The 16,372-nt window shown below is 55.8% G+C and carries 20 protein-coding genes; 12 read left to right on the forward strand and 8 right to left on the reverse strand.

Annotated elements, in window-relative coordinates; translation table 11 throughout:
- Positions 1-467 precede the first annotated feature (467 nt).
- The 5 genes from Q7J88_RS12225 to Q7J88_RS12245 form a co-directional block, all read right to left on the reverse strand.
- Positions 468-614: a hypothetical protein gene (locus Q7J88_RS12225; RefSeq protein WP_303722512.1), complete on the reverse strand. Its 147-nt coding sequence runs from the start codon at positions 612-614 to the stop codon at positions 468-470.
- 300 nt (positions 615-914) lie between these two features.
- Positions 915-1,421: a hypothetical protein gene (locus Q7J88_RS12230; RefSeq protein WP_303722513.1), complete on the reverse strand. Its 507-nt coding sequence runs from the start codon at positions 1,419-1,421 to the stop codon at positions 915-917.
- A gap of 207 nt (positions 1,422-1,628) precedes the next feature.
- Entirely contained in the window at positions 1,629-2,456 is an 828-nt protein-coding gene (locus tag Q7J88_RS12235; protein ID WP_303722514.1) for an alpha/beta hydrolase, read from the reverse strand.
- Positions 2,457-2,557: 101 nt separating this feature from the next.
- Positions 2,558-3,007 carry a CBS domain-containing protein gene (locus tag Q7J88_RS12240; RefSeq protein WP_303722515.1) on the reverse strand — a complete coding sequence of 150 codons (450 nt, stop codon included), beginning with the start codon at positions 3,005-3,007 and terminating at the stop codon, positions 2,558-2,560.
- The gene (locus Q7J88_RS12245) at positions 3,004-3,738 is read right to left on the reverse strand and encodes a protein-L-isoaspartate(D-aspartate) O-methyltransferase (protein WP_303722516.1); all 735 of its coding nucleotides are present in this window, start codon (positions 3,736-3,738) and stop codon (positions 3,004-3,006) included. Before Q7J88_RS12245 ends, Q7J88_RS12240 begins: the two co-directional genes overlap by 4 nt.
- A 207-nt stretch (positions 3,739-3,945) precedes the next feature.
- Between Q7J88_RS12245 and Q7J88_RS12250 the strand changes: the two genes are divergently transcribed.
- The 6 genes from Q7J88_RS12250 to Q7J88_RS12275 all read left to right on the forward strand — a co-directional run bounded on the left by Q7J88_RS12250 (position 3,946) and on the right by Q7J88_RS12275 (position 7,851).
- Complete coding sequence (locus Q7J88_RS12250) at positions 3,946-4,146, forward strand: DUF2905 domain-containing protein (RefSeq protein ID WP_303722517.1); 201 nt, start codon at positions 3,946-3,948, stop codon at positions 4,144-4,146.
- Between the two features lie 9 nt (positions 4,147-4,155).
- Positions 4,156-4,620 (forward strand): pyridoxamine 5'-phosphate oxidase family protein, encoded by a 465-nt coding sequence (locus Q7J88_RS12255; protein ID WP_303722518.1) that lies wholly within the window; start codon positions 4,156-4,158, stop codon positions 4,618-4,620.
- 41 nt (positions 4,621-4,661) lie between these two features.
- Positions 4,662-5,639: a nucleoside recognition domain-containing protein gene (locus Q7J88_RS12260; RefSeq protein WP_303722519.1), complete on the forward strand. Its 978-nt coding sequence runs from the start codon at positions 4,662-4,664 to the stop codon at positions 5,637-5,639.
- Entirely contained in the window at positions 5,630-6,151 is a 522-nt protein-coding gene (locus tag Q7J88_RS12265; protein WP_303722520.1) for a dihydrofolate reductase, read from the forward strand. The genes Q7J88_RS12260 and Q7J88_RS12265 overlap by 10 nt, the downstream gene beginning before the upstream one ends.
- Positions 6,148-6,648, forward strand: a complete 501-nt coding sequence (locus Q7J88_RS12270) for a PaaI family thioesterase (RefSeq protein ID WP_303722521.1) — start codon at positions 6,148-6,150, stop codon at positions 6,646-6,648. The genes Q7J88_RS12265 and Q7J88_RS12270 overlap by 4 nt, the downstream gene beginning before the upstream one ends.
- A 96-nt stretch (positions 6,649-6,744) precedes the next feature.
- Entirely contained in the window at positions 6,745-7,851 is a 1,107-nt protein-coding gene (locus Q7J88_RS12275; RefSeq protein WP_303722522.1) for a Glu/Leu/Phe/Val dehydrogenase, read from the forward strand.
- On the opposite strand, the gene Q7J88_RS12280 is transcribed toward Q7J88_RS12275, so the two are convergent.
- Positions 7,852-8,757, reverse strand: a complete 906-nt coding sequence (locus Q7J88_RS12280) for a patatin-like phospholipase family protein (RefSeq protein ID WP_303722523.1) — start codon at positions 8,755-8,757, stop codon at positions 7,852-7,854. It lies immediately after the preceding gene.
- A 112-nt stretch (positions 8,758-8,869) separates the two neighbouring features.
- On the opposite strand from Q7J88_RS12280, the gene Q7J88_RS12285 reads away from it, so the two are divergent.
- From Q7J88_RS12285 to pncB, 3 genes are all read left to right on the forward strand, one after another.
- Positions 8,870-9,613, forward strand: a complete 744-nt coding sequence (locus Q7J88_RS12285; RefSeq protein WP_303722524.1) for an SIMPL domain-containing protein — start codon at positions 8,870-8,872, stop codon at positions 9,611-9,613.
- Between the two features lie 67 nt (positions 9,614-9,680).
- Positions 9,681-10,328: an isochorismatase family protein gene (locus Q7J88_RS12290; protein WP_303722525.1), complete on the forward strand. Its 648-nt coding sequence runs from the start codon at positions 9,681-9,683 to the stop codon at positions 10,326-10,328.
- A complete protein-coding gene (gene pncB / locus Q7J88_RS12295; RefSeq protein WP_303722526.1) occupies positions 10,325-11,545 on the forward strand; it encodes a nicotinate phosphoribosyltransferase in 1,221 nt (406 codons plus the stop codon). Before Q7J88_RS12290 ends, pncB begins: the two co-directional genes overlap by 4 nt.
- A gap of 6 nt (positions 11,546-11,551) precedes the next feature.
- On the opposite strand, the gene Q7J88_RS12300 is transcribed toward pncB, so the two are convergent.
- Positions 11,552-12,757: a hypothetical protein gene (locus tag Q7J88_RS12300; protein ID WP_303722527.1), complete on the reverse strand. Its 1,206-nt coding sequence runs from the start codon at positions 12,755-12,757 to the stop codon at positions 11,552-11,554.
- A gap of 29 nt (positions 12,758-12,786) precedes the next feature.
- The gene (locus Q7J88_RS12305) at positions 12,787-13,140 is read right to left on the reverse strand and encodes a helix-turn-helix domain-containing protein (RefSeq protein WP_303722528.1); all 354 of its coding nucleotides are present in this window, start codon (positions 13,138-13,140) and stop codon (positions 12,787-12,789) included.
- A 142-nt stretch (positions 13,141-13,282) separates the two neighbouring features.
- Here Q7J88_RS12305 and Q7J88_RS12310 point away from each other — a divergent pair, with 142 nt between their 5' ends.
- The 3 genes from Q7J88_RS12310 to Q7J88_RS12320 all read left to right on the forward strand — a co-directional run bounded on the left by Q7J88_RS12310 (position 13,283) and on the right by Q7J88_RS12320 (position 16,370).
- On the forward strand, positions 13,283-14,284 hold the full coding sequence (locus Q7J88_RS12310) for a YhdH/YhfP family quinone oxidoreductase (protein ID WP_303722529.1): 1,002 nt from the start codon (positions 13,283-13,285) through the stop codon (positions 14,282-14,284).
- Between the two features lie 134 nt (positions 14,285-14,418).
- Positions 14,419-15,555, forward strand: coding sequence for an HD-GYP domain-containing protein (locus Q7J88_RS12315; RefSeq protein ID WP_303722530.1), 1,137 nt, complete (start codon positions 14,419-14,421; stop codon positions 15,553-15,555).
- A gap of 68 nt (positions 15,556-15,623) precedes the next feature.
- Positions 15,624-16,370, forward strand: a complete 747-nt coding sequence (locus Q7J88_RS12320) for a TatD family hydrolase (RefSeq protein WP_303722531.1) — start codon at positions 15,624-15,626, stop codon at positions 16,368-16,370.
- The last annotated feature ends 2 nt before the right edge of the window (positions 16,371-16,372 follow it).

Below are 16,372 nucleotides of genomic sequence, written 5' to 3' on the forward strand. Positions count from 1 at the left end.
TAGGCATCCGTTTCAAACCAAATAACAAAAGAAAAGTATTTCCAGCGCATTGATCATCTATCTCGCGCTGTTGATCGCTCTGGTTTCAGGGCTGGCCAGCCTGTTGAACTATACCTTTTATACGGCCAAGCTGGACCGTGATTTTGAACTGCAGTACCGGGAGGACGCACACTCACAAAATGCAAGAACCTGCAGAACATAATCAACGCGATGCCGTCACCGGCTGCAAAATAAAGCGGGGGCTGTTGGAGGTATTTTATTATTTGGCAGCATAACGGATGACTTGGAGATTGCCGATGCCGAGGTCAATCCGGACGCTATTCACCAGGTTGACAAGCTGTTCAGTGGTTTGCGCGACTTGCTTGTTTTTGAATTTTGTCTGGTCGAATTCGCGCCCGTAGCTGTAGCCGTCGATGACGGCAATTTTAATTTTATGGTCGATAGCCTAGACAAGCTTTCCCGTGTATTCAAAAAGGGTTCGAGGCAGTGGTAAAGAAACGATTGTTCTCATCGATCAACGCGGTTTTTGGGAAGAGCAGGAATTGCTCCTGTTCCAGGGTTTTAAACAGCGGCATGACGGCGTCGACTTCCCCTTCTTTGCTGTACTGCAGCATCCGCTTCCAGGGGTAACCGGTGAACTTGACAGTGTCTTGGCGACCTGATTGACGACATCAATACAAATCCTGGTTGGCTACTGTTCTTTCTGTGACAAAGTAAAAAGGCGGGTAGCCGGTGCTGATGCCGATGTGCAGTTCGTTTTTCGCGGAGTTGCCATACGTAAGGGAAAGCACGAACAAGAAGGTGATAATAAAAAAGAATACTTCTCATACAGAATGCCCTGTCAATTTAAAATCGTCAGTATGACAGGGATTCTACTTACTTCAATCGCGGTAACACTTCTTAAGAAACTCGACTTAAAAGCGTCCCAGCAGCTCCTTTTGCTGCTGTTCCAGTTTGAAGTTATAGAACCAGATATGACACTGATCGAAGGCATAAAGGAACAGACCGACCACTAGCACCGGGATGAAATGTCCGGCAATGGAGCCTGAGAAGCTGTAGAACAGGTAGAAGGTGCAACGGTAGCCGAGGTTTTTCCAGGTTGATGCGGGCGGGTTGTAGTTGGCCATCGCCGTCAGGGTCAGGATGACGGCGGAGAAACAGTAAACGGCCAGGGCAATGCTGATCAGATAGGTCGGCGGTGGATAGCCGAGCAGCTGCCTGACCGGTTCGGAGCTGGCCTCAAACAGGTTGAAGTTTCTGAAACTGTAGGCGTCGATGCTGATCAACAGGAAAGCTACCAGGCTCCAAAGATTGCGCCTTGCCCTGGTATAGCGATGTTCCGTACGTTCCCAGACCGGTTCGATTTTAGCTGATTTTTTGATGCTGCGATCGGCATTTGTTTTCAGATATTCGCTCATCATCGTCTCCACCTTTTCGATTTAAGGTTCCCGTTGTTCTTTTCTATGGCATGTCCTGTGCCAATCCGGCAGAATTTTTTTCATAAATATATTCAGACGGTTACGGTCAATTTCCGGGTTTGGGGAAATTTCACCAAATAAGAATTTTCCTGCCGGACAGGAAAATTCTTGATCAGCGGGAATCATGGGGAGGAGTGTCGGGTAATCTTTTTAGAAATATTGCTGAAGGAGGTTTTGCCACTGTTGCCAGTAGCGGGTGCCACCCACATCATAGGTGTTATTATGCCCGGCACCGGGGATTGAATAGAAGGTTTTCGGTTGCTGCGCGCGCTCGAACAGCTGCTTGCCCATCTGTTGCGGGACGATTCGGTCCCGGTCGCCGTGCAGAATCAGCAGCGGTACTTGCAGTCTGTCGATTTTGGTCAGATTGTCGTAACGGGCTTCCAGCGCCCAGCCAGCAAGCAGCCACAACAGGGGATAGTTGTGCTGCGCCATCGCCTTGATCGAGGTGAACGGCGATTCCAGCACCAGTGCCGCCGGTGGCTGTTCCAGCGCCAGTTGCAGGGCGACCCCGGCGCCGACCGAGCGGCCGAAGTAGATCATCTGTTCGCCCTGCCAGCCTTTTTTCCGCAGCCAGCTGATGGCGGCGCGCATGTCGCGGTAGGTTCCCTTTTCGCTCGCTTTGCCTTCACTCTGTCCGTAGCCGCGATAATCGAAGATAAAGCTGGTCAAGCCCAGCTGTCTTAGCAGCCGCAGGATATCGACTCGGTGGGAGATGTTGCCGGCGTTACCATGACAGAAAACCACCACCGGTTTGCCCGCCTCGCCCGGCAGATACCAGCCGTGCAGCTTTATGCCATCTTCGCTGGTGAAAAAGACATCCTCAAATTCGAGCCGCATGGTCGTCGGGGTCATAACGATTTCCCGGTCGGGGAAGTAGAGGAACAGATGCTCCAGTGCGGCGCAGACAGGTATCGGCAGCAGGAAACCATTCAAAAGAAATGGCAAGGTTGTAAAGAGTCCTTTATTTGCGGGCATGTTTGCTCCCCGGCGTTCATTCTGCTAATTGCGCAAAGTATTCCCTCCGCCCCGGTTGGGAAGCTAGGGACTTGGCATCTTTTTGTTGTTGTTCGAGGCTCTCAGCTGCGTCGATTCCGTTCGTGACTCCGCTCGTTGGCGATCAATGCGACCAGATCTGTCAACTGCTCCGTCAGCAGCTCGATGATATCATCGACCGCAAGCAGTCCAACTAAGGTGCCATCGCTCGCAATCACTGGGGCGCGCCGAACTCCTTTGGTCCGCATCCGTTTAATGGTAAAGAGCAGGTCGTCGTTCTCGGTGGCTGTCAGCAGCTCGAAACTCATCGCGTCGCCGATCGAGATTCGATCGAGCGGCAGCTCTTCAGCGAGCAGTTCGACGACAATGTCGCGGTCGGTGATGATGCCGACCGGGTAGCGTCGTCCTTCCTGTTCGTCGACAATTAACAAGGATCCGACGTGATGCTGGCGCATCAGCTGACAGGCCTTGAGGATGGAGGCGTCCTGATTGACGATAATCACTTCGCGGTTACAGACTTGACCAACGTTCATGGATTAGGCTCCTTTCCCCTACCTGTGGCATCTGTATCACAATCATACGTGTTATTTTCTTCCCTGGATTTGTGTTTGCGGATCAGCGGTACGAAAACCACGCCGAGAATCGATTCGGTCTTGAATTCTGTTGCGTCCAGCCGTTCGATTAGCAGCAGCTCTTGATGCAGATTCGGCAGCCCGACCGGGATAACCAGCCGGCCACCGATTTTTAGCTGCTGACGTAGCGGTTCCGGAACATGGCTGGCGGCGGCGGTAACTATGATGCCGTCGAAGGGGGCTGCCTGCGGCCAACCGATATAGCCGTCATCGCACCGCAGTTCGACGTTGTGGTAATTTGCCAGATTGAGGGCGGCGCGCTCAGCCAAGGTATCGAGAATTTCGATACTGAAGACCTTGCCGGCAAGCTTTGCCAGGATCGCGGTCTGATAGCCGCAGCCGGTGCCGATTTCGAGGATGCGCTGCTCCGGCTGTGGGTTGAGCAGGTCCGTCATCAGGGCGACGATATAGGGCTGCGAAATGGTTTGCCCCGAGCCGATTGGCAACGGGCTGTTGGCATAGGCGAGATGCTTGACGTTAGGCGGAACGAAGTCGCGTCGCGGAACATCGGCCAGCGCCTGCAGAACCCGCGGGTGGGGTTCTGAGCGCCTTGTCAGATAGGCGGTTTCTCGATACTCAGCCTCGATGGTGGCGAGCATCTCATTTTGTTTGGTCGGCATAGCAAACAGCATCTTCAGCCTGCTTTCCTCAAAGGACCGTGGCGGGTTCCGCGGGACCTGTAGTGGATGGGACCCGTTTGCTATAATTCCATTATAGCCGAGTGCGCTGGTACTATTCAAAATCCGGCTAAAAAGAGCTCAGTTTTTGAACCTTGTTCTTGATGCTGTTGCGGCGCTATAGTTTCCCTACATTTGATTTGTTGGATAAGGAACACCTTCATGCAGAAAACCCTGATTATCTTAGGCGTTTCGATCATCCTCGCTGGGTTGCTCTGGCCGTGGTTGAGCAAGCTCCCCTTCGGGAACCTGCCCGGCGATATCGTCATCGACAAGCCCGGCTTCAAGCTGTTTTTTCCGATCACCAGCATGCTGTTGGTCAGCGGTTTGATTTCGCTGATCATGTGGCTGTTGCGCAAATAGGGAGTTTTCATGCGTCGGCATGATCGAGAAATAAGTGAACTACAACAGCTGGAAGAGATCCTGAAACAGGGGCGTGAACTTAACCTAGCAATGCTTGACGGCGATCAGCCATACGTATTGCCGCTCAACTACGGCTACGCCGATGGTTGTCTGTACATCCACTGCGCCAATCAGGGGCAAAAGCTCGACTGCCTGAGTGTCAACCCGCAGGTTAGTTTCTGTGTCAGTGAAGTGGTGCAGCGGGTCACGGGGGGGACCGCTTGCGAGTGGAACACCCGTTTTCGCAGCGTTGTCGGTCGAGGGCGCGCCGAGATTATCGATGATCGGGAGGGCAAAATCGCTGGTTACGATGTCATCATGCGCCACTTCGGCGGGCAAGTCGGTGGTTACAAAGAAAAGCACCTCGAGGCAAGCTTGGTGATTCGGATTCGGATCGACAGCATGACCGGCAAGCAGAGTCTTCCGAGCCGCTGATGGACAGGAGCAAAAATAAGCGCTTAAGTAGATTGGCAGGCGTGAACGGGTTGCTTCGGGAGGCGCTCGCCACCAGCGGCACGCTGTTCAAGATCATTATCCCGATCAGTATCCTTACCCGCCTGCTGCAGCAGTGGGGTGGGATCGACCATCTCGGCGTGCTGCTCGGGCCGGTGATGGAACTGGTTGGTCTGCCGGGACAGATCGGCCTGGTCTGGGCGACGGCGATGGTCACCAACCTCTATGGTGGGATGGTGGTGTTCGCGTCCGTTGCGCCGGGCCTTGGCCTGACGATCGCCCAGGTGACGGTATTGACGACCATGATGCTGGTGGCCCACGCCCTGCCGGTGGAATTGCGCATCGCCCAGAAGGCCGGCACTCGTTTCCGGGTGATGGCACTCCTGCGGGTCGGCGGGGCGCTGCTGCTCGGTGGGCTGCTGAACACGATCTATCAGCAGACCGGAACCCTGCAGCAGACGAACCGGGCGATCTGGAACCCGCCGCCCGTAGATCCGAGCTGGAGCGGCTGGTTGCTGGCGGAGCTGCGCAACATGGTTTCGATCTTTCTGATCATCCTCTCGCTGATGGCGCTGCTGAAACTGCTGAAGGCACTCGGCATCAGCGACTTGATGACCCGCTTGCTGGAACCGTTGTTAAAGCTGCTCGGCATGGGCCGCGAAGCGGCGCCCCTGACCATCATCGGTATGACCCTGGGAATCAGCTACGGCGGCGGGCTGATTATCAACGAGGCGCAGAGCGGGCGATTGAACAAGCAAGATATCTTTTTTTCCATGGTGATGCTCGGGTTCAGCCACAGCCTGATCGAGGATACCCTGGTGATGATGCTGCTCGGAGGGCACGTTTCCGGGGTGTTTTGGGGACGGCTGCTGTTTTCGCTGTTGAGTATCTGGATGCTCTGCCTGCTGGTCAAGAGGTTGCCACTGGCTTTGTTTGAGCGGTACCTGATGCGCGAAACCATTGTCGACCGAAACAACAAAAACGGGGTGAAATGTTGCTGATTGCACTGATTGCCGCCATGGCGCAGAATCGGGTCATCGGCCGGGACGGCAAGCTGCCCTGGCAGCTGCCGGGAGACCTCCAGCGCTTCAAGTATGTTACCATGGGACAGACCCTGCTGATGGGGCGTAAGACCTACCAGTCGATCGGCCGTCCGCTGCCGGGCCGCAAAACAATCATCCTCAGCCGTAATCCGGCGTTCTCCGCGCCTGCGTGCCTGATTGTAAACTCTTTGGCGGCGGGTCTTGCTGCTGCTCAAACCGAGCGACTGTTTATCTGCGGTGGGGAGGCGATCTATAATCAGGCATTGCCGCTGGCGGAAAAGATCTACCTGACCGAGCTGTTGCACGAAGTCGCTGGTGATACCTTCTTCCCCGAGCTGCCCGCTTGCCAATTTCAAGAGATCTACAGCGAGGAATATTCGGATGACGGCCAGCCATGCCGCTTTAACATCCTCCAGCGGGTAGGGGCTGCCAAAGCAGAACAAATAACACCGGAAAAGGGATTGTCATGAAATACAAAATCAGGGCGACGCAGAATATTTCCCGCAATTGCATGGTCTGCGGTGTGGAAAACGATTTCGGTTTAAAGAGCCGTTTTTACGAGACGGAAAGTGACGAATTGATCGCTCTGTTTACCCCGCAAGCAGCTCATCAGAGCTACCCCAACATTACCCACGGTGGAATTTCCGCAGCGATCCTAGACGAAACGATCGGCCGGGCGATCATGATCACTCATGACCGCAATACCTTCGGGGTGACCGTCGAGTTGAGCATCAGGTACAAGAAATCAGTGCCCTATGGCGTCGACCTGAAAGCGGTCGGGCGGATCACCCGTGACGGCGGCAGGATTTTCGAGGGTAGTGGCGAACTGTATCTGCCAGATGGAACGCTGGCGGCCACTGCCAAAGGGAAGTTCATGAAGCGGAAACTGGAGCAGATTACCGACAAGAGCTTTACAGAGAACGAGTGGTTTGTGCCGGAAGATTTCCCCGCCGAGATATCGATTTAGCAGGGGGTTGTTCTTGCTGTGTTGCTTGCTCTAATCAGTGTCTCCAGAAGGGAGCCTGCAGGCCGCAATTTTTACATTTTCTGCTAAACTTTGAGCATGGAAACGATTCAGACCGACGCTCTCGGACCTGCCAAAATTCTGCAGCTTTACGACCCGCAAAGCGGCCTGCGCTCTATCCTGGTGGTTGACAACGTGACCCTCGGGCCGGCGATCGGCGGGGTGCGGGTCACTCCCACTGTCAGTCCATTGGAAGTGTTCCGGCTGGCGCGGGCGATGACGTTGAAGAATGCCAGCGCCGGGCTCAACCACGGCGGCGGCAAAGCGGGGATCATAGCCGATCCGCACACCGCTGATCTCGAGAAGTTATTCCGAACCTTTGCCCGGATGATCCGTGAAATAGAGGATTATATCCCCGGTCCCGACATGGGTTGCGACGAGCAGGCGATGGTCTGGCTTCAGGAGGAGATGGGCCGTTCAGTTGGCCTTCCGGCAGAGTTGGGCGGCCTGCCGCTTGATGTGCTGGGGGCGACCGGCTTCGGCGTCGCCGCATGTGCCGAGATCGCCGCGGCCGAAATCGATTTGCCACTGGAAGGTGCGCGGGTGGCAATACAGGGGTTCGGAAATGTCGGTTTGGCCGCGGCGCGTTTTCTGGTGGAAAAGGGAGCGACCATTGTTGCCGCCAACGACAGCCATTGCACCAAGTACGATCCAGACGGGCTGGATGTTGGCAAGCTGATTGCGGCAAAAAAAGAGCTGGGTTCAGTGGGCAAATACCGGGGCGGCAAAAATCTGTCGCGTGACGCTGTCATCGGTGTTGATTGCGATATTCTGGTTCCGGCCGCCAACCCGGACGTCATCAGCATGATGAACTTCGATCAGATCAAAGCCAAATTAATCCTGCAGGGCGCTAACATTCCGCTCACCTTGGATGCGGAAGCCGAGCTGCACCGTCGCGGCGTACTGATCATTCCTGACTTTATCGCCAACGCCGGCGGCGTCATCATGGCGGCGATGGAATATCAGCGCAAAAACGAAAAGGAAGCTTTTAATTACATCAGGGAAACGATTCAGGCCAACACCTCACGGGTGCTGCAACGGATGAACCGCGAGAACGTGCTGCCGCGAACGGCGGCCGAAGAACTGGCTAAGATACGGCTGAAGACCGCGATGGGTTACCGTGGCTGGAGCTACAAGTGGCACTGATCAATTCTTCTTGCGCAGAAAACTCTGTACCGCTTGTTCCGCCTGCTTATGACCGATCTCGATCAGTTCCTTGGCCCGGTCAAATTCATAGATGGTGCAGCAATCCTTCGGAATCTCAATCAGAATGTCGGGGCTGTAAGCGGCCAGCATGAAGCGGACGATGTTGTTCTGCATCACGTCGATGCTGCGGGAGATGATCTCGAAGAAGCCGCTGTCTTCATGTTTGCCGTTCGTTTTCTTTTGCAGACTGTCGATGAATTCCACGACCATCCGGTGATACCTGTTGCCTGATGGTATGGGGGGCGACGCTGCGGGCTGAGGTTGTGAGCGCTGTTCGCCCCTTTTGCCGCTCAGGCTGACGGCGATGGTCAGATCGGTGATGTCGTGCAATGTCGGGGCGATCGGGATCGGGTTCATCAGGCCACCGTCGACGAGCGTGCGCCCCTCGAATTCAACAGCTGAAAAGATGGTCGGAAAGGCAATCGAGGCGCGAATGGCGTCGAACAGCGGACCTTTTGAGAACCACAGCTCCTTGCCCCTCTCCAGTTCGGTGGCGACAGCGGTGAAGGAGATCGGCAGGTCTTCGATGTTACGCGCGCCGATCAGTTCTTTCAGGGTATGGATAATTTTCTCCCCTTTGAAGATCGCCGAACCGCTGAAGGAGAAGTCGAGTAGACGCAGCAGGTCGAAGGTTTCCAAGGCGCAGACCCAGTTCCGATAGTCCTCCAACTTGCCGGACGCGTAAATGCCACCGATCAGCGCCCCCATCGAAGCGCCGGAGATCGATTCGATCGCAAAGCCATGCTCTTCCAGTACCTCGATCACCCCGATATGGGCCAGGCCGCGGGCGCCGCCGCTGCCGAGCACCAAGGAAACGGTCGATCTTTTCTTAGTATCTTCAATCATCTGCCCAAGTTTATCCGCTAAGTTGCCACAGTCAACACGGGTGATTGCGCAGAACTCCACAAGTCGGTATTGTTGGAAGAGGATCATCAAGAATCAACCAAGGGGTAATGGGATGAACAAGAGCTTATTGCTGTTTCTGTTGCTGATGCTGTTGGCCGGTTGTGGCCCCCAGACTATCAACTATGGTGCGCTGTCGAACTCTTTGCCGCAACTGGTTGTGCAGGCGGAGGGGCAGGTAAGAGCGAAGCCGGATCAGCTGCAAATGCGCTTGGGCGTGGTCACCGAAGCGGACGCTGCCGGACCGGCGCTGACGCAGAACAATCAACGGATGGCGGCGGTGGTGCAGATGTTGGCGGAAGTCGGCATCACCAATGAAGAGATGGCGACCGGGCAGTTTCAGGTTCGCCCCGAGTGGAGTCGTCCGCCCCGGCCGACCCCGGCCAACTGGCAGCGCGAGATCATCGGTTACCAGGTCAGCAACGAACTGCTGATCACCACCACCCAGGTGGAGCTGGCCGGGAAACTTCTCGGCTTGGCGCAGCAGGCCGGAGCCAATCAGATCGGCGGTCTGCAGTTTGGGTTGTCCGATCCGACTGCGCAACGGCAGAAAGCGATCGAGGTGGCCACGGAAAAAGCGATTCGTAAAGCGCAGACCATGGCGGCAGCCGCCGGTGTCAAGTTGGGGACACTGCAGTCGATCAGTCTGAATGGCGGTGGCGGCGGGGCGCAGCCGATGATGTTGGCGGAAGCGCGGATGGCCAGTGCCGAGCCGGTACCGGTCGCCGCCGGGACGGTCGAAGTGTCTGCAGCAGTTACCCTGATCTACCGCATCGAACAGCCTGCGGCACGGCAATAGTACAGTTAGTTTGCAGATGTTATGAAATTTCCCCTCTGCCTTCATTAGCCACAGAAAAGAGGTCAGAATGATCTGTTTGGAAAAAAATTTTTGCGCAAGTTTCGATATCGACCCGCAGCGCGGGTTTACCCCGCTTTGCCCCAACGAACTGCCGGTCGCCGAAGGGGATCAGATCGCCGATGAGCTGAACAGCCAGGCCCGGTTCGCGGCCTATCGCCTGGTCAGCAAGGATTGCCACCCTGCCGAAGCGCCATGGGTGGCAAGCTCTGCCGAAGAGATTCTGCAGCCGGTCGCAGGTAATTTCCCGAATCTGGATGTCAAGTGGCCGCCGCACTGCGTGGTCGGCACCGATGGCAACCGGCTGATTCCCGGTTTGCCGCAAGAGAGCGCTTACGATCTGGTGATCGAGAAGGGCAGCGATCCGCTCAAACACCCCTATGGAGCCTGTTATCACGATCTGGCAGAAACCGAAACGACCGGAGCGATCGAATGGCTGCGTGAGCGCTCGGTGACTAGTGTCATCGTCGGCGGCCTGGCGACCGACTATTGTGTCAAGACGTCAGTATTGCAGCTCTGCCGGGCCGGCTTTCGGGTGATCGTCAACCTCGGCGGCTGTCGAGGAGTGGACGAAGAGACCAGCGCGGTGGCGATTGAGGAGATGCGCGCTGCCGGTGCGGAATTGATTGCCGATAGTGCCGAACTGGTGTCGGCATGAGTGCTATAAAGCAGGATCGCTGGTTGATCGACAGCCTGATGGATACCGACCTGTACAAGATCACCATGCTGCAGGCGTTTTATCATGCCCCAGAGTTCCGCACTGTCGATGTCGAGTGGAAATTCGCCTGCCGTAACCTCAACGGCTTCAACCTGTCGCTGCTGATCCCAGAAATTTACCGCCAGCTTGAACACGTCTGCAGTCTCTCGTTTAGCAATGACGAGCTCGAATACCTGTGGCGTTTCCCCTATATCACCACCGATTTCATCGAGTTTTTACGGATATTCCGACTCGACATGCGCTTCGTGCAGCTGAGGCCCAAGGGGGAGGATCTCGACCTGCGCTTTCACGGTCCGCTGATTCATGTGGCGCTGTTCGAAATCTATGCTTTGGCGATTATCAGTGAGCTGCACACCGGCGTCCATTGTGGTGGCGTCGATCTGCAGGTTGCCCGGCGGAAACTGAGCGACAAAATCGAGCTGCTGCGCAGACAGGGGGAACTGCCTGGATTCTCCTTCGTCGATTTCGGCACCCGCCGGCGCGCCAGCCGAGCCTGGCAACAGGAGGTGTTGAAGACCCTGCAGCGGGACATCCCCCAATACTTCACTGGTACCAGCAGCCTCCATTTCGCCCGTACCCTGGGGCTGACGCCGATCGGCACTATGGCCCACGAATGGCTGCAGTCCTGGCAGGCGGTCACCCGGTTGGCCGATGCGCAGAAGGCTGCGCTGGAAGGCTGGGTGCGTGAATACCGAGGCCGACTAGGGATTGCGCTGACCGACAACTATTCGATGGATGCCTTCATCCGCGACTTTTCCGACCCCTACTTCGTCAAGCTTTATGATGGCTTGCGCCACGACAGCGGCGATCCTTTGGTCTGGGGGGAGAAGGCGATCAAGCTGTATCAGGATATGGGCATAGATCCACTTTCGAAGACATTGGTTTTCAGTGACAGCCTCGATTTTCCGAAAATGCTGGAGATCTATCGTTATTTCAAAGGGCGGGCGAGGGTCTCCTTCGGCATCGGCACCAACCTGATGAACGATGTCGGCAATGTGCCGCTCGATATCGTCATCAAAATGGTTGCCGCCAATGGCAAGCCGGTGGCTAAAATCTCCGACGAACCGGGCAAGAGCATGTGCGAGAATATCGATTATCTGCGCTACCTGGCTTCGGTTTATGGTATTGATCCGGAGACTGTGCGGATCAATCCTTGAGGAGGGCTACTCCCATAGCTTTTCGTACGGCAGCAGCAGAAAATCGATACTCCGCCTCTCGGTCCGGTTTTGCAGGCTGAAACCCCGATTGCGGATGGCGGTTTCCAGCCCCGGCATGTGCAGGGCTCCCCAGGGGATCACCAGGGTGTCGTATTTCTGCAGGGCTTTCGGCAGGTAGCTGAGAACTTTGCGATTGCGCTTTTGTATCAGGTCGTCCATGACGATCTGATTGGTGTGGACGTTGGTGTGTTCTCTTGCCCAGCGATTGAACTGTTGAAAACCATCGGCGAAGGAATCACTGTCCAAAACGTAGCGTCCCACGGCGTTGAGCATCCTGATTGTCTGCTCATCAAATTCGAGCAGGTCGATATCGGCCGGCAGAATGTCCGTGGTTTTCGGTTTTCGGTCGCTCAACTGGTCAAGACTCGCCTCATCGACCAACCGGCCTTCAATCAACTTCTTGCTCTGGGTGGTCAGGCCTAACATCCCTGCCAGCTTCTGGTAGCTGAAGTTCTCGTTGAGCCGCCCGGTCCGGTCGGTCACCCCTTCCGCCAGCAGTAACGCCTGCTGCCCTTGCAGCGACTCGTTTAAACTGTTGTAATAGTTATGTTGTCCCAAGTGGATCATGCTGGTCAGGAGGATCTTCTTGGTATCTTTCCGGTATTCCTTTTCCACCATGTAAAGGCCGTTCGGTTTCAGCCGCATGAAGCCGGCGCTCTGTTGTTCGAGCAGAGTAGCGGCGGTCCCAAAACAGAGGATTAGCAGTATCAGAGGAAACAACGGGATGTTTAGCAGACAGAAGCGCAGCAGGGTGCGCACACTGAAGGCCGGCCCGTCAAACTGGCTGGTGACCATCAGGCGGCTTTTTTTATTCTGGGCGAGATTCAACTGCAGTACCAGCAGACCGAGCAGCAGTTGACTGATAGCGGCGTAATATCTGTAGTTGGCGGTGGCCATTTCCAGCGGCCAGAAATCGAGCAGCCCCCAGAAGAGGTAGAGTAGCGGTGGGGCCAGCACCAATTTCGGCAGATGCCTGTTGACGGCGAAACCGATGTAGATGAGCAGACCGAAAAAAATTGCCAGTCCGGTGGTGAAACTGTGCAGCGCCGACAGCGAACCGGCGGCTAATTTGTGGCTGAACAGAACGTCGGCGATGCCGATGCCGGCGGCGTTGAGAAACAGAATCAGGAAAGTATTGGCGATGATTTTCATGGTTGCCTGCCTACATTGACAGCTTGAATTCAGCCGACCCGACATTCCTGTGGTGCTTGCCCTTCGCTGGTTTCGAGATAGTCTTTACCCCACTGGCACATCATTTCCAGGATCGGGACCACGCTTCGGCCCAGCTCGGTCAGGGAATACTCGACCCGTGGCGGCACCTCGGCGTAGACCTCGCGATGTACCAAGCCGTTCGCTTCCAGCTCGCGCAGTTGCTGAGTGAGCATTTTTTGCGTCACGGTCGACAGCCGGCGTTGCAATTGGCTGAAGCGCAGGGTTTTGAAGCTCAAGTGCCAGAGGATCAACGATTTCCATTTTCCGCCGATCACCTCAAGGGTGACGGCAACTGTACAGCGGTAACTACTGATATCGCTCATAACTGCTCCATATTGCATAATGGTTACTTTTTAGATACTACAGTACAAAAAAGTAGGTACTTGTTTTTAGAGAATGTACCATTATATTTTTAATGCATTCGCGAAATAAAAGCAAATCATCCTTTTACAATGGAGGTTACTTATGGTCCAGGAATTCAAGGGAATGATGGTTGAACAGCCGGAAAAGAAGGTTTTTACCCGCAACGTCGTGACGCGCACTGTTGCCGATCTGCCGGAAGGTGAACTGCTGGTCAAAGTGCATTATTCCTCCCTCAATTTCAAAGATGCCCTGTCTGCGATCGGCAACCCCGGCGTGACCCGGAATTACCCGCACACTCCGGGCATCGACGCCGCGGGCGAAGTAATCGAGTGTGCGGATGGCAGTTTCGCTCCCGGCGATAAAGTGATCGTCACCAGTTACGATCTGGGGATGGAGACCGATGGTGGCTTCGGTCAGATGATCCGCGTCCCGAGCAAGTGGGCGTTGAAGCTGCCAGCCGGCTTGAGCCTGAAAGAGAGCATGATGCTCGGCACCGCTGGGCTGACCGCGGCGATGTCGGTGCAGGAGCTTATCGAAAACGGGGTGAGGTCCGATTCCGGCCCGGTGCTGGTGACCGGTGCGACCGGGGGGGTCGGCAGCCTGGCGGTGGCGATGCTGGCCAAAGCCGGCTTTTCGGTCACGGCGGCGACCGGCAAACTGGACGAAACAGACTATCTCAAGGGGCTGGGCGCTAGCGAAGTAATCGCGCGCGCTGCGGTTACTGAAGGTGCCGAGCGGCCGATGATGAAGGCCCGCTGGGCCGGGGTGATCGACTGTGTCGGCGGCGAGACGCTGGCGGCAGCCTTGAAGTCGACCAACTACTGTGGCACCGTTACCTGTTGCGGGCTGGTCGGTTCTCCAGATTTAGCGGTCAACGTGTTCCCGTTTATCCTGCGCGGCGTGCGCTTGGTCGGCATCGACTCGGTCGAAGCGTCGATGGAACTGCGCCTCAAGGTCTGGCAGAAGTTGGCTGGCGAATGGAAGCCGGACAACCTGGAGTCGATGGTCGATGAGATTACTCTCGATGGCCTGGAGGAGAAGATCCAGGCGATGCTCAAAGGCGGCCTCAAGCGTCGCGCACTGGTCAACCTGCTCGATTCCTGAGGGAAGAGGACGTAGTCTTGTTTATGCGGCCGGGTTTTATGTCCGGTCGCTTTCCTGTTCGCGTTCGATTGTCAGCTGCCGAAATCCCGGTAAACTTAAAAAGTATGTTTGTGCCGGTTGAAACGGGGGTGTCCATGATTGAGCTGTATCGGGATGATTTTTTTGCCGAGATTCACCAACGCGGGCGTTTGCAGGAGCGTCTGGCCCGAGCCCATCAGTTTTTCGACCAATGTTGCCCGGGGTTGGACCGGATCGGCATAGCCCTGTGTGATGATTCCCTCGAAAAGGTAAAAACCTTCCTCGCCAGCCCGGCGGAAGGTAATCCCCTGACCAATTACCATATTTCCCTTTGCGATGCTGAATCTCTGTCGAAAACGGCCATATCCGGACAGGTTCGGGTGGTCAACGACCTGGAGATGTTTATCCGCGGCAAAGGGGACCATACCCACAAAATCTGGGATTTGGGGATGCGTTCCAGCTATACCCTGCCGATCTTCGAACAGCGGCAATTACGTGGTTTTGTCTTTTTCAACTCCCGGCGGACAAATTATTTTCAGGACGAGAGCCTCAATCAGATGGCCCTATTCGGACATTTCCTGGTGCAGATGGTGCTCAATCACCAGGAAACCCTCCGCACACTGGTCGCTTCGCTGCGGATTACTGGCAAGATGATGCATTACAAGGATCCGGAAACCAGTAGCCATCTTGAGCGGATGGCTCATTTCTCACAACTGATCGCACAGGAGATGGTCGCGCAGGGTGAGATCTTCCTTGACGATGAGGAGATCGACCATCTGTTCCGTTTCGCCCCGCTGCACGATATCGGCAAGCTCGGCATCCCGGATGAAATTCTGCTGAAGCCGGGGAAGCTCGATGCTCAGGAATGGAAAGTCATGCGGACCCACTCCGGAATCGGTCGGGCGATTGTCGACCAGTTGATCAACGAGTTCGGCTTCTCAACTATGCCCGACATTGAAATCCTGCGTCACATTACCGAGCTGCACCACGAAAAGATCGACGGCAGTGGCTACCCGCTTGGACTCGAGGGCGACCAGGTACCGATTGCGGCGCGGATTATCAGCGTCAGCGATATTTTTGATGCTCTGACCTCAACCCGACCGTACAAACAGGCCTGGTCGAATCAGGCTGCTTTTGCCGAGCTGGAGGAGATGGTGCATCGTAATCAGCTTGATCCTCTTTCCGTTGCGGCTTTGCAGCGTCGCAGGGCAGATGTCGAGCAAATTCAGCAGGTCTTCTACGAGCAAAGCTAGATCTATCGATTTGCGCCTTCCTCGCTATTTCGCTACCCCGATGACGGCCGGTTTGCTACCATGCCACAATGCAACTGCTAATCGATACGCATGCCCATATTGATGCCCCCGAACTAGCAGGGGGCAGGCCGGAGTTGCTGGCCGACGCTGCCCGGGCCGGAATCGGCCGCTTGATTGTCCCGGGAGTCCGCTCTGCCGATTGGCAGGCCTTGCTGCAGTTGGTCAGGCAGCAAGATGCGCTCTATGCCGCTCCCGGGTTGCATCCGATTTACGCCGAGCAGTGGTCAGAAGCGGCGGCGGAAGAACTTCACGAACTGACCCGACAGCCGAAGGTGGTTGCTGTCGGTGAAATCGGTCTGGATGGTGCAGTTGGCCCGGCTCTGGAGCTGCAGGAGCATGCCATGCGGGAGCAACTGCAAATCGCCCTGCAGGCGAATCTGCCGGTGCTGCTGCATGCGCGAAAAGCGACCGGTCGGCTGCTGGAAATCCTGCGGGAAATGGAAATCGGTCGACGGATCGGTGGCGTCTGGCATGGTTTCTCCGGTAGCCTTGAGGTCGGTCAGGTATTGTGGCGGCTCGGGTTCAAAATCGGTGTCGGTCCGATTCTGCTGCGCCCCTCGGCCCGCAAACTGCCGCAGGCGGTTGTCGAATTGCCGCAAGAGGCGTTGCTGTTGGAAACCGATTTGCCCGATATGGCGGAGCGGCCGGAGGCTTTGGTGGCGGTGGCGGAAAGGGTTGCCGAGCTGCGGGGATGCCCACTGGAAGAAGTGGTCTCTTTTACCGGTGAGAACGCCCGTGATTTGTTTCATTTTTAAGG

The organism is Malonomonas rubra (assembly GCF_003247215.1).
GTDB lineage: Bacteria > Desulfobacterota > Desulfuromonadia > Desulfuromonadales > Geopsychrobacteraceae > Malonomonas > Malonomonas rubra_A.

Bases quoted from the DNA above. Each gene is read 5' to 3' on its own strand.
- Q7J88_RS12225 (WP_303722512.1), bottom strand. From the start codon at position 614: ATGCTGCAGTACAGCAAAGAAGGGGAAGTCGACGCCGTCATGCCGCTG.
- Q7J88_RS12230 (WP_303722513.1), bottom strand. From the start codon at position 1,421: ATGATGAGCGAATATCTGAAAACAAATGCCGATCGCAGCATCAAAAAA.
- Q7J88_RS12235 (WP_303722514.1), bottom strand. From the start codon at position 2,456: ATGCCCGCAAATAAAGGACTCTTTACAACCTTGCCATTTCTTTTGAAT.
- Q7J88_RS12240 (WP_303722515.1), bottom strand. From the start codon at position 3,007: ATGAACGTTGGTCAAGTCTGTAACCGCGAAGTGATTATCGTCAATCAG.
- Q7J88_RS12245 (WP_303722516.1), bottom strand. From the start codon at position 3,738: ATGCTGTTTGCTATGCCGACCAAACAAAATGAGATGCTCGCCACCATC.
- Q7J88_RS12250 (WP_303722517.1), top strand. From the start codon at position 3,946: ATGCAGAAAACCCTGATTATCTTAGGCGTTTCGATCATCCTCGCTGGG.
- Q7J88_RS12255 (WP_303722518.1), top strand. From the start codon at position 4,156: ATGCGTCGGCATGATCGAGAAATAAGTGAACTACAACAGCTGGAAGAG.
- Q7J88_RS12265 (WP_303722520.1), top strand. From the start codon at position 5,630: ATGTTGCTGATTGCACTGATTGCCGCCATGGCGCAGAATCGGGTCATC.
- Q7J88_RS12270 (WP_303722521.1), top strand. From the start codon at position 6,148: ATGAAATACAAAATCAGGGCGACGCAGAATATTTCCCGCAATTGCATG.
- Q7J88_RS12275 (WP_303722522.1), top strand. From the start codon at position 6,745: ATGGAAACGATTCAGACCGACGCTCTCGGACCTGCCAAAATTCTGCAG.
- Q7J88_RS12280 (WP_303722523.1), bottom strand. From the start codon at position 8,757: ATGATTGAAGATACTAAGAAAAGATCGACCGTTTCCTTGGTGCTCGGC.
- Q7J88_RS12285 (WP_303722524.1), top strand. From the start codon at position 8,870: ATGAACAAGAGCTTATTGCTGTTTCTGTTGCTGATGCTGTTGGCCGGT.
- Q7J88_RS12290 (WP_303722525.1), top strand. From the start codon at position 9,681: ATGATCTGTTTGGAAAAAAATTTTTGCGCAAGTTTCGATATCGACCCG.
- pncB (WP_303722526.1), top strand. From the start codon at position 10,325: ATGAGTGCTATAAAGCAGGATCGCTGGTTGATCGACAGCCTGATGGAT.
- Q7J88_RS12300 (WP_303722527.1), bottom strand. From the start codon at position 12,757: ATGAAAATCATCGCCAATACTTTCCTGATTCTGTTTCTCAACGCCGCC.
- Q7J88_RS12305 (WP_303722528.1), bottom strand. From the start codon at position 13,140: ATGAGCGATATCAGTAGTTACCGCTGTACAGTTGCCGTCACCCTTGAG.
- Q7J88_RS12310 (WP_303722529.1), top strand. From the start codon at position 13,283: ATGGTCCAGGAATTCAAGGGAATGATGGTTGAACAGCCGGAAAAGAAG.
- Q7J88_RS12315 (WP_303722530.1), top strand. From the start codon at position 14,419: ATGATTGAGCTGTATCGGGATGATTTTTTTGCCGAGATTCACCAACGC.
- Q7J88_RS12320 (WP_303722531.1), top strand. From the start codon at position 15,624: ATGCAACTGCTAATCGATACGCATGCCCATATTGATGCCCCCGAACTA.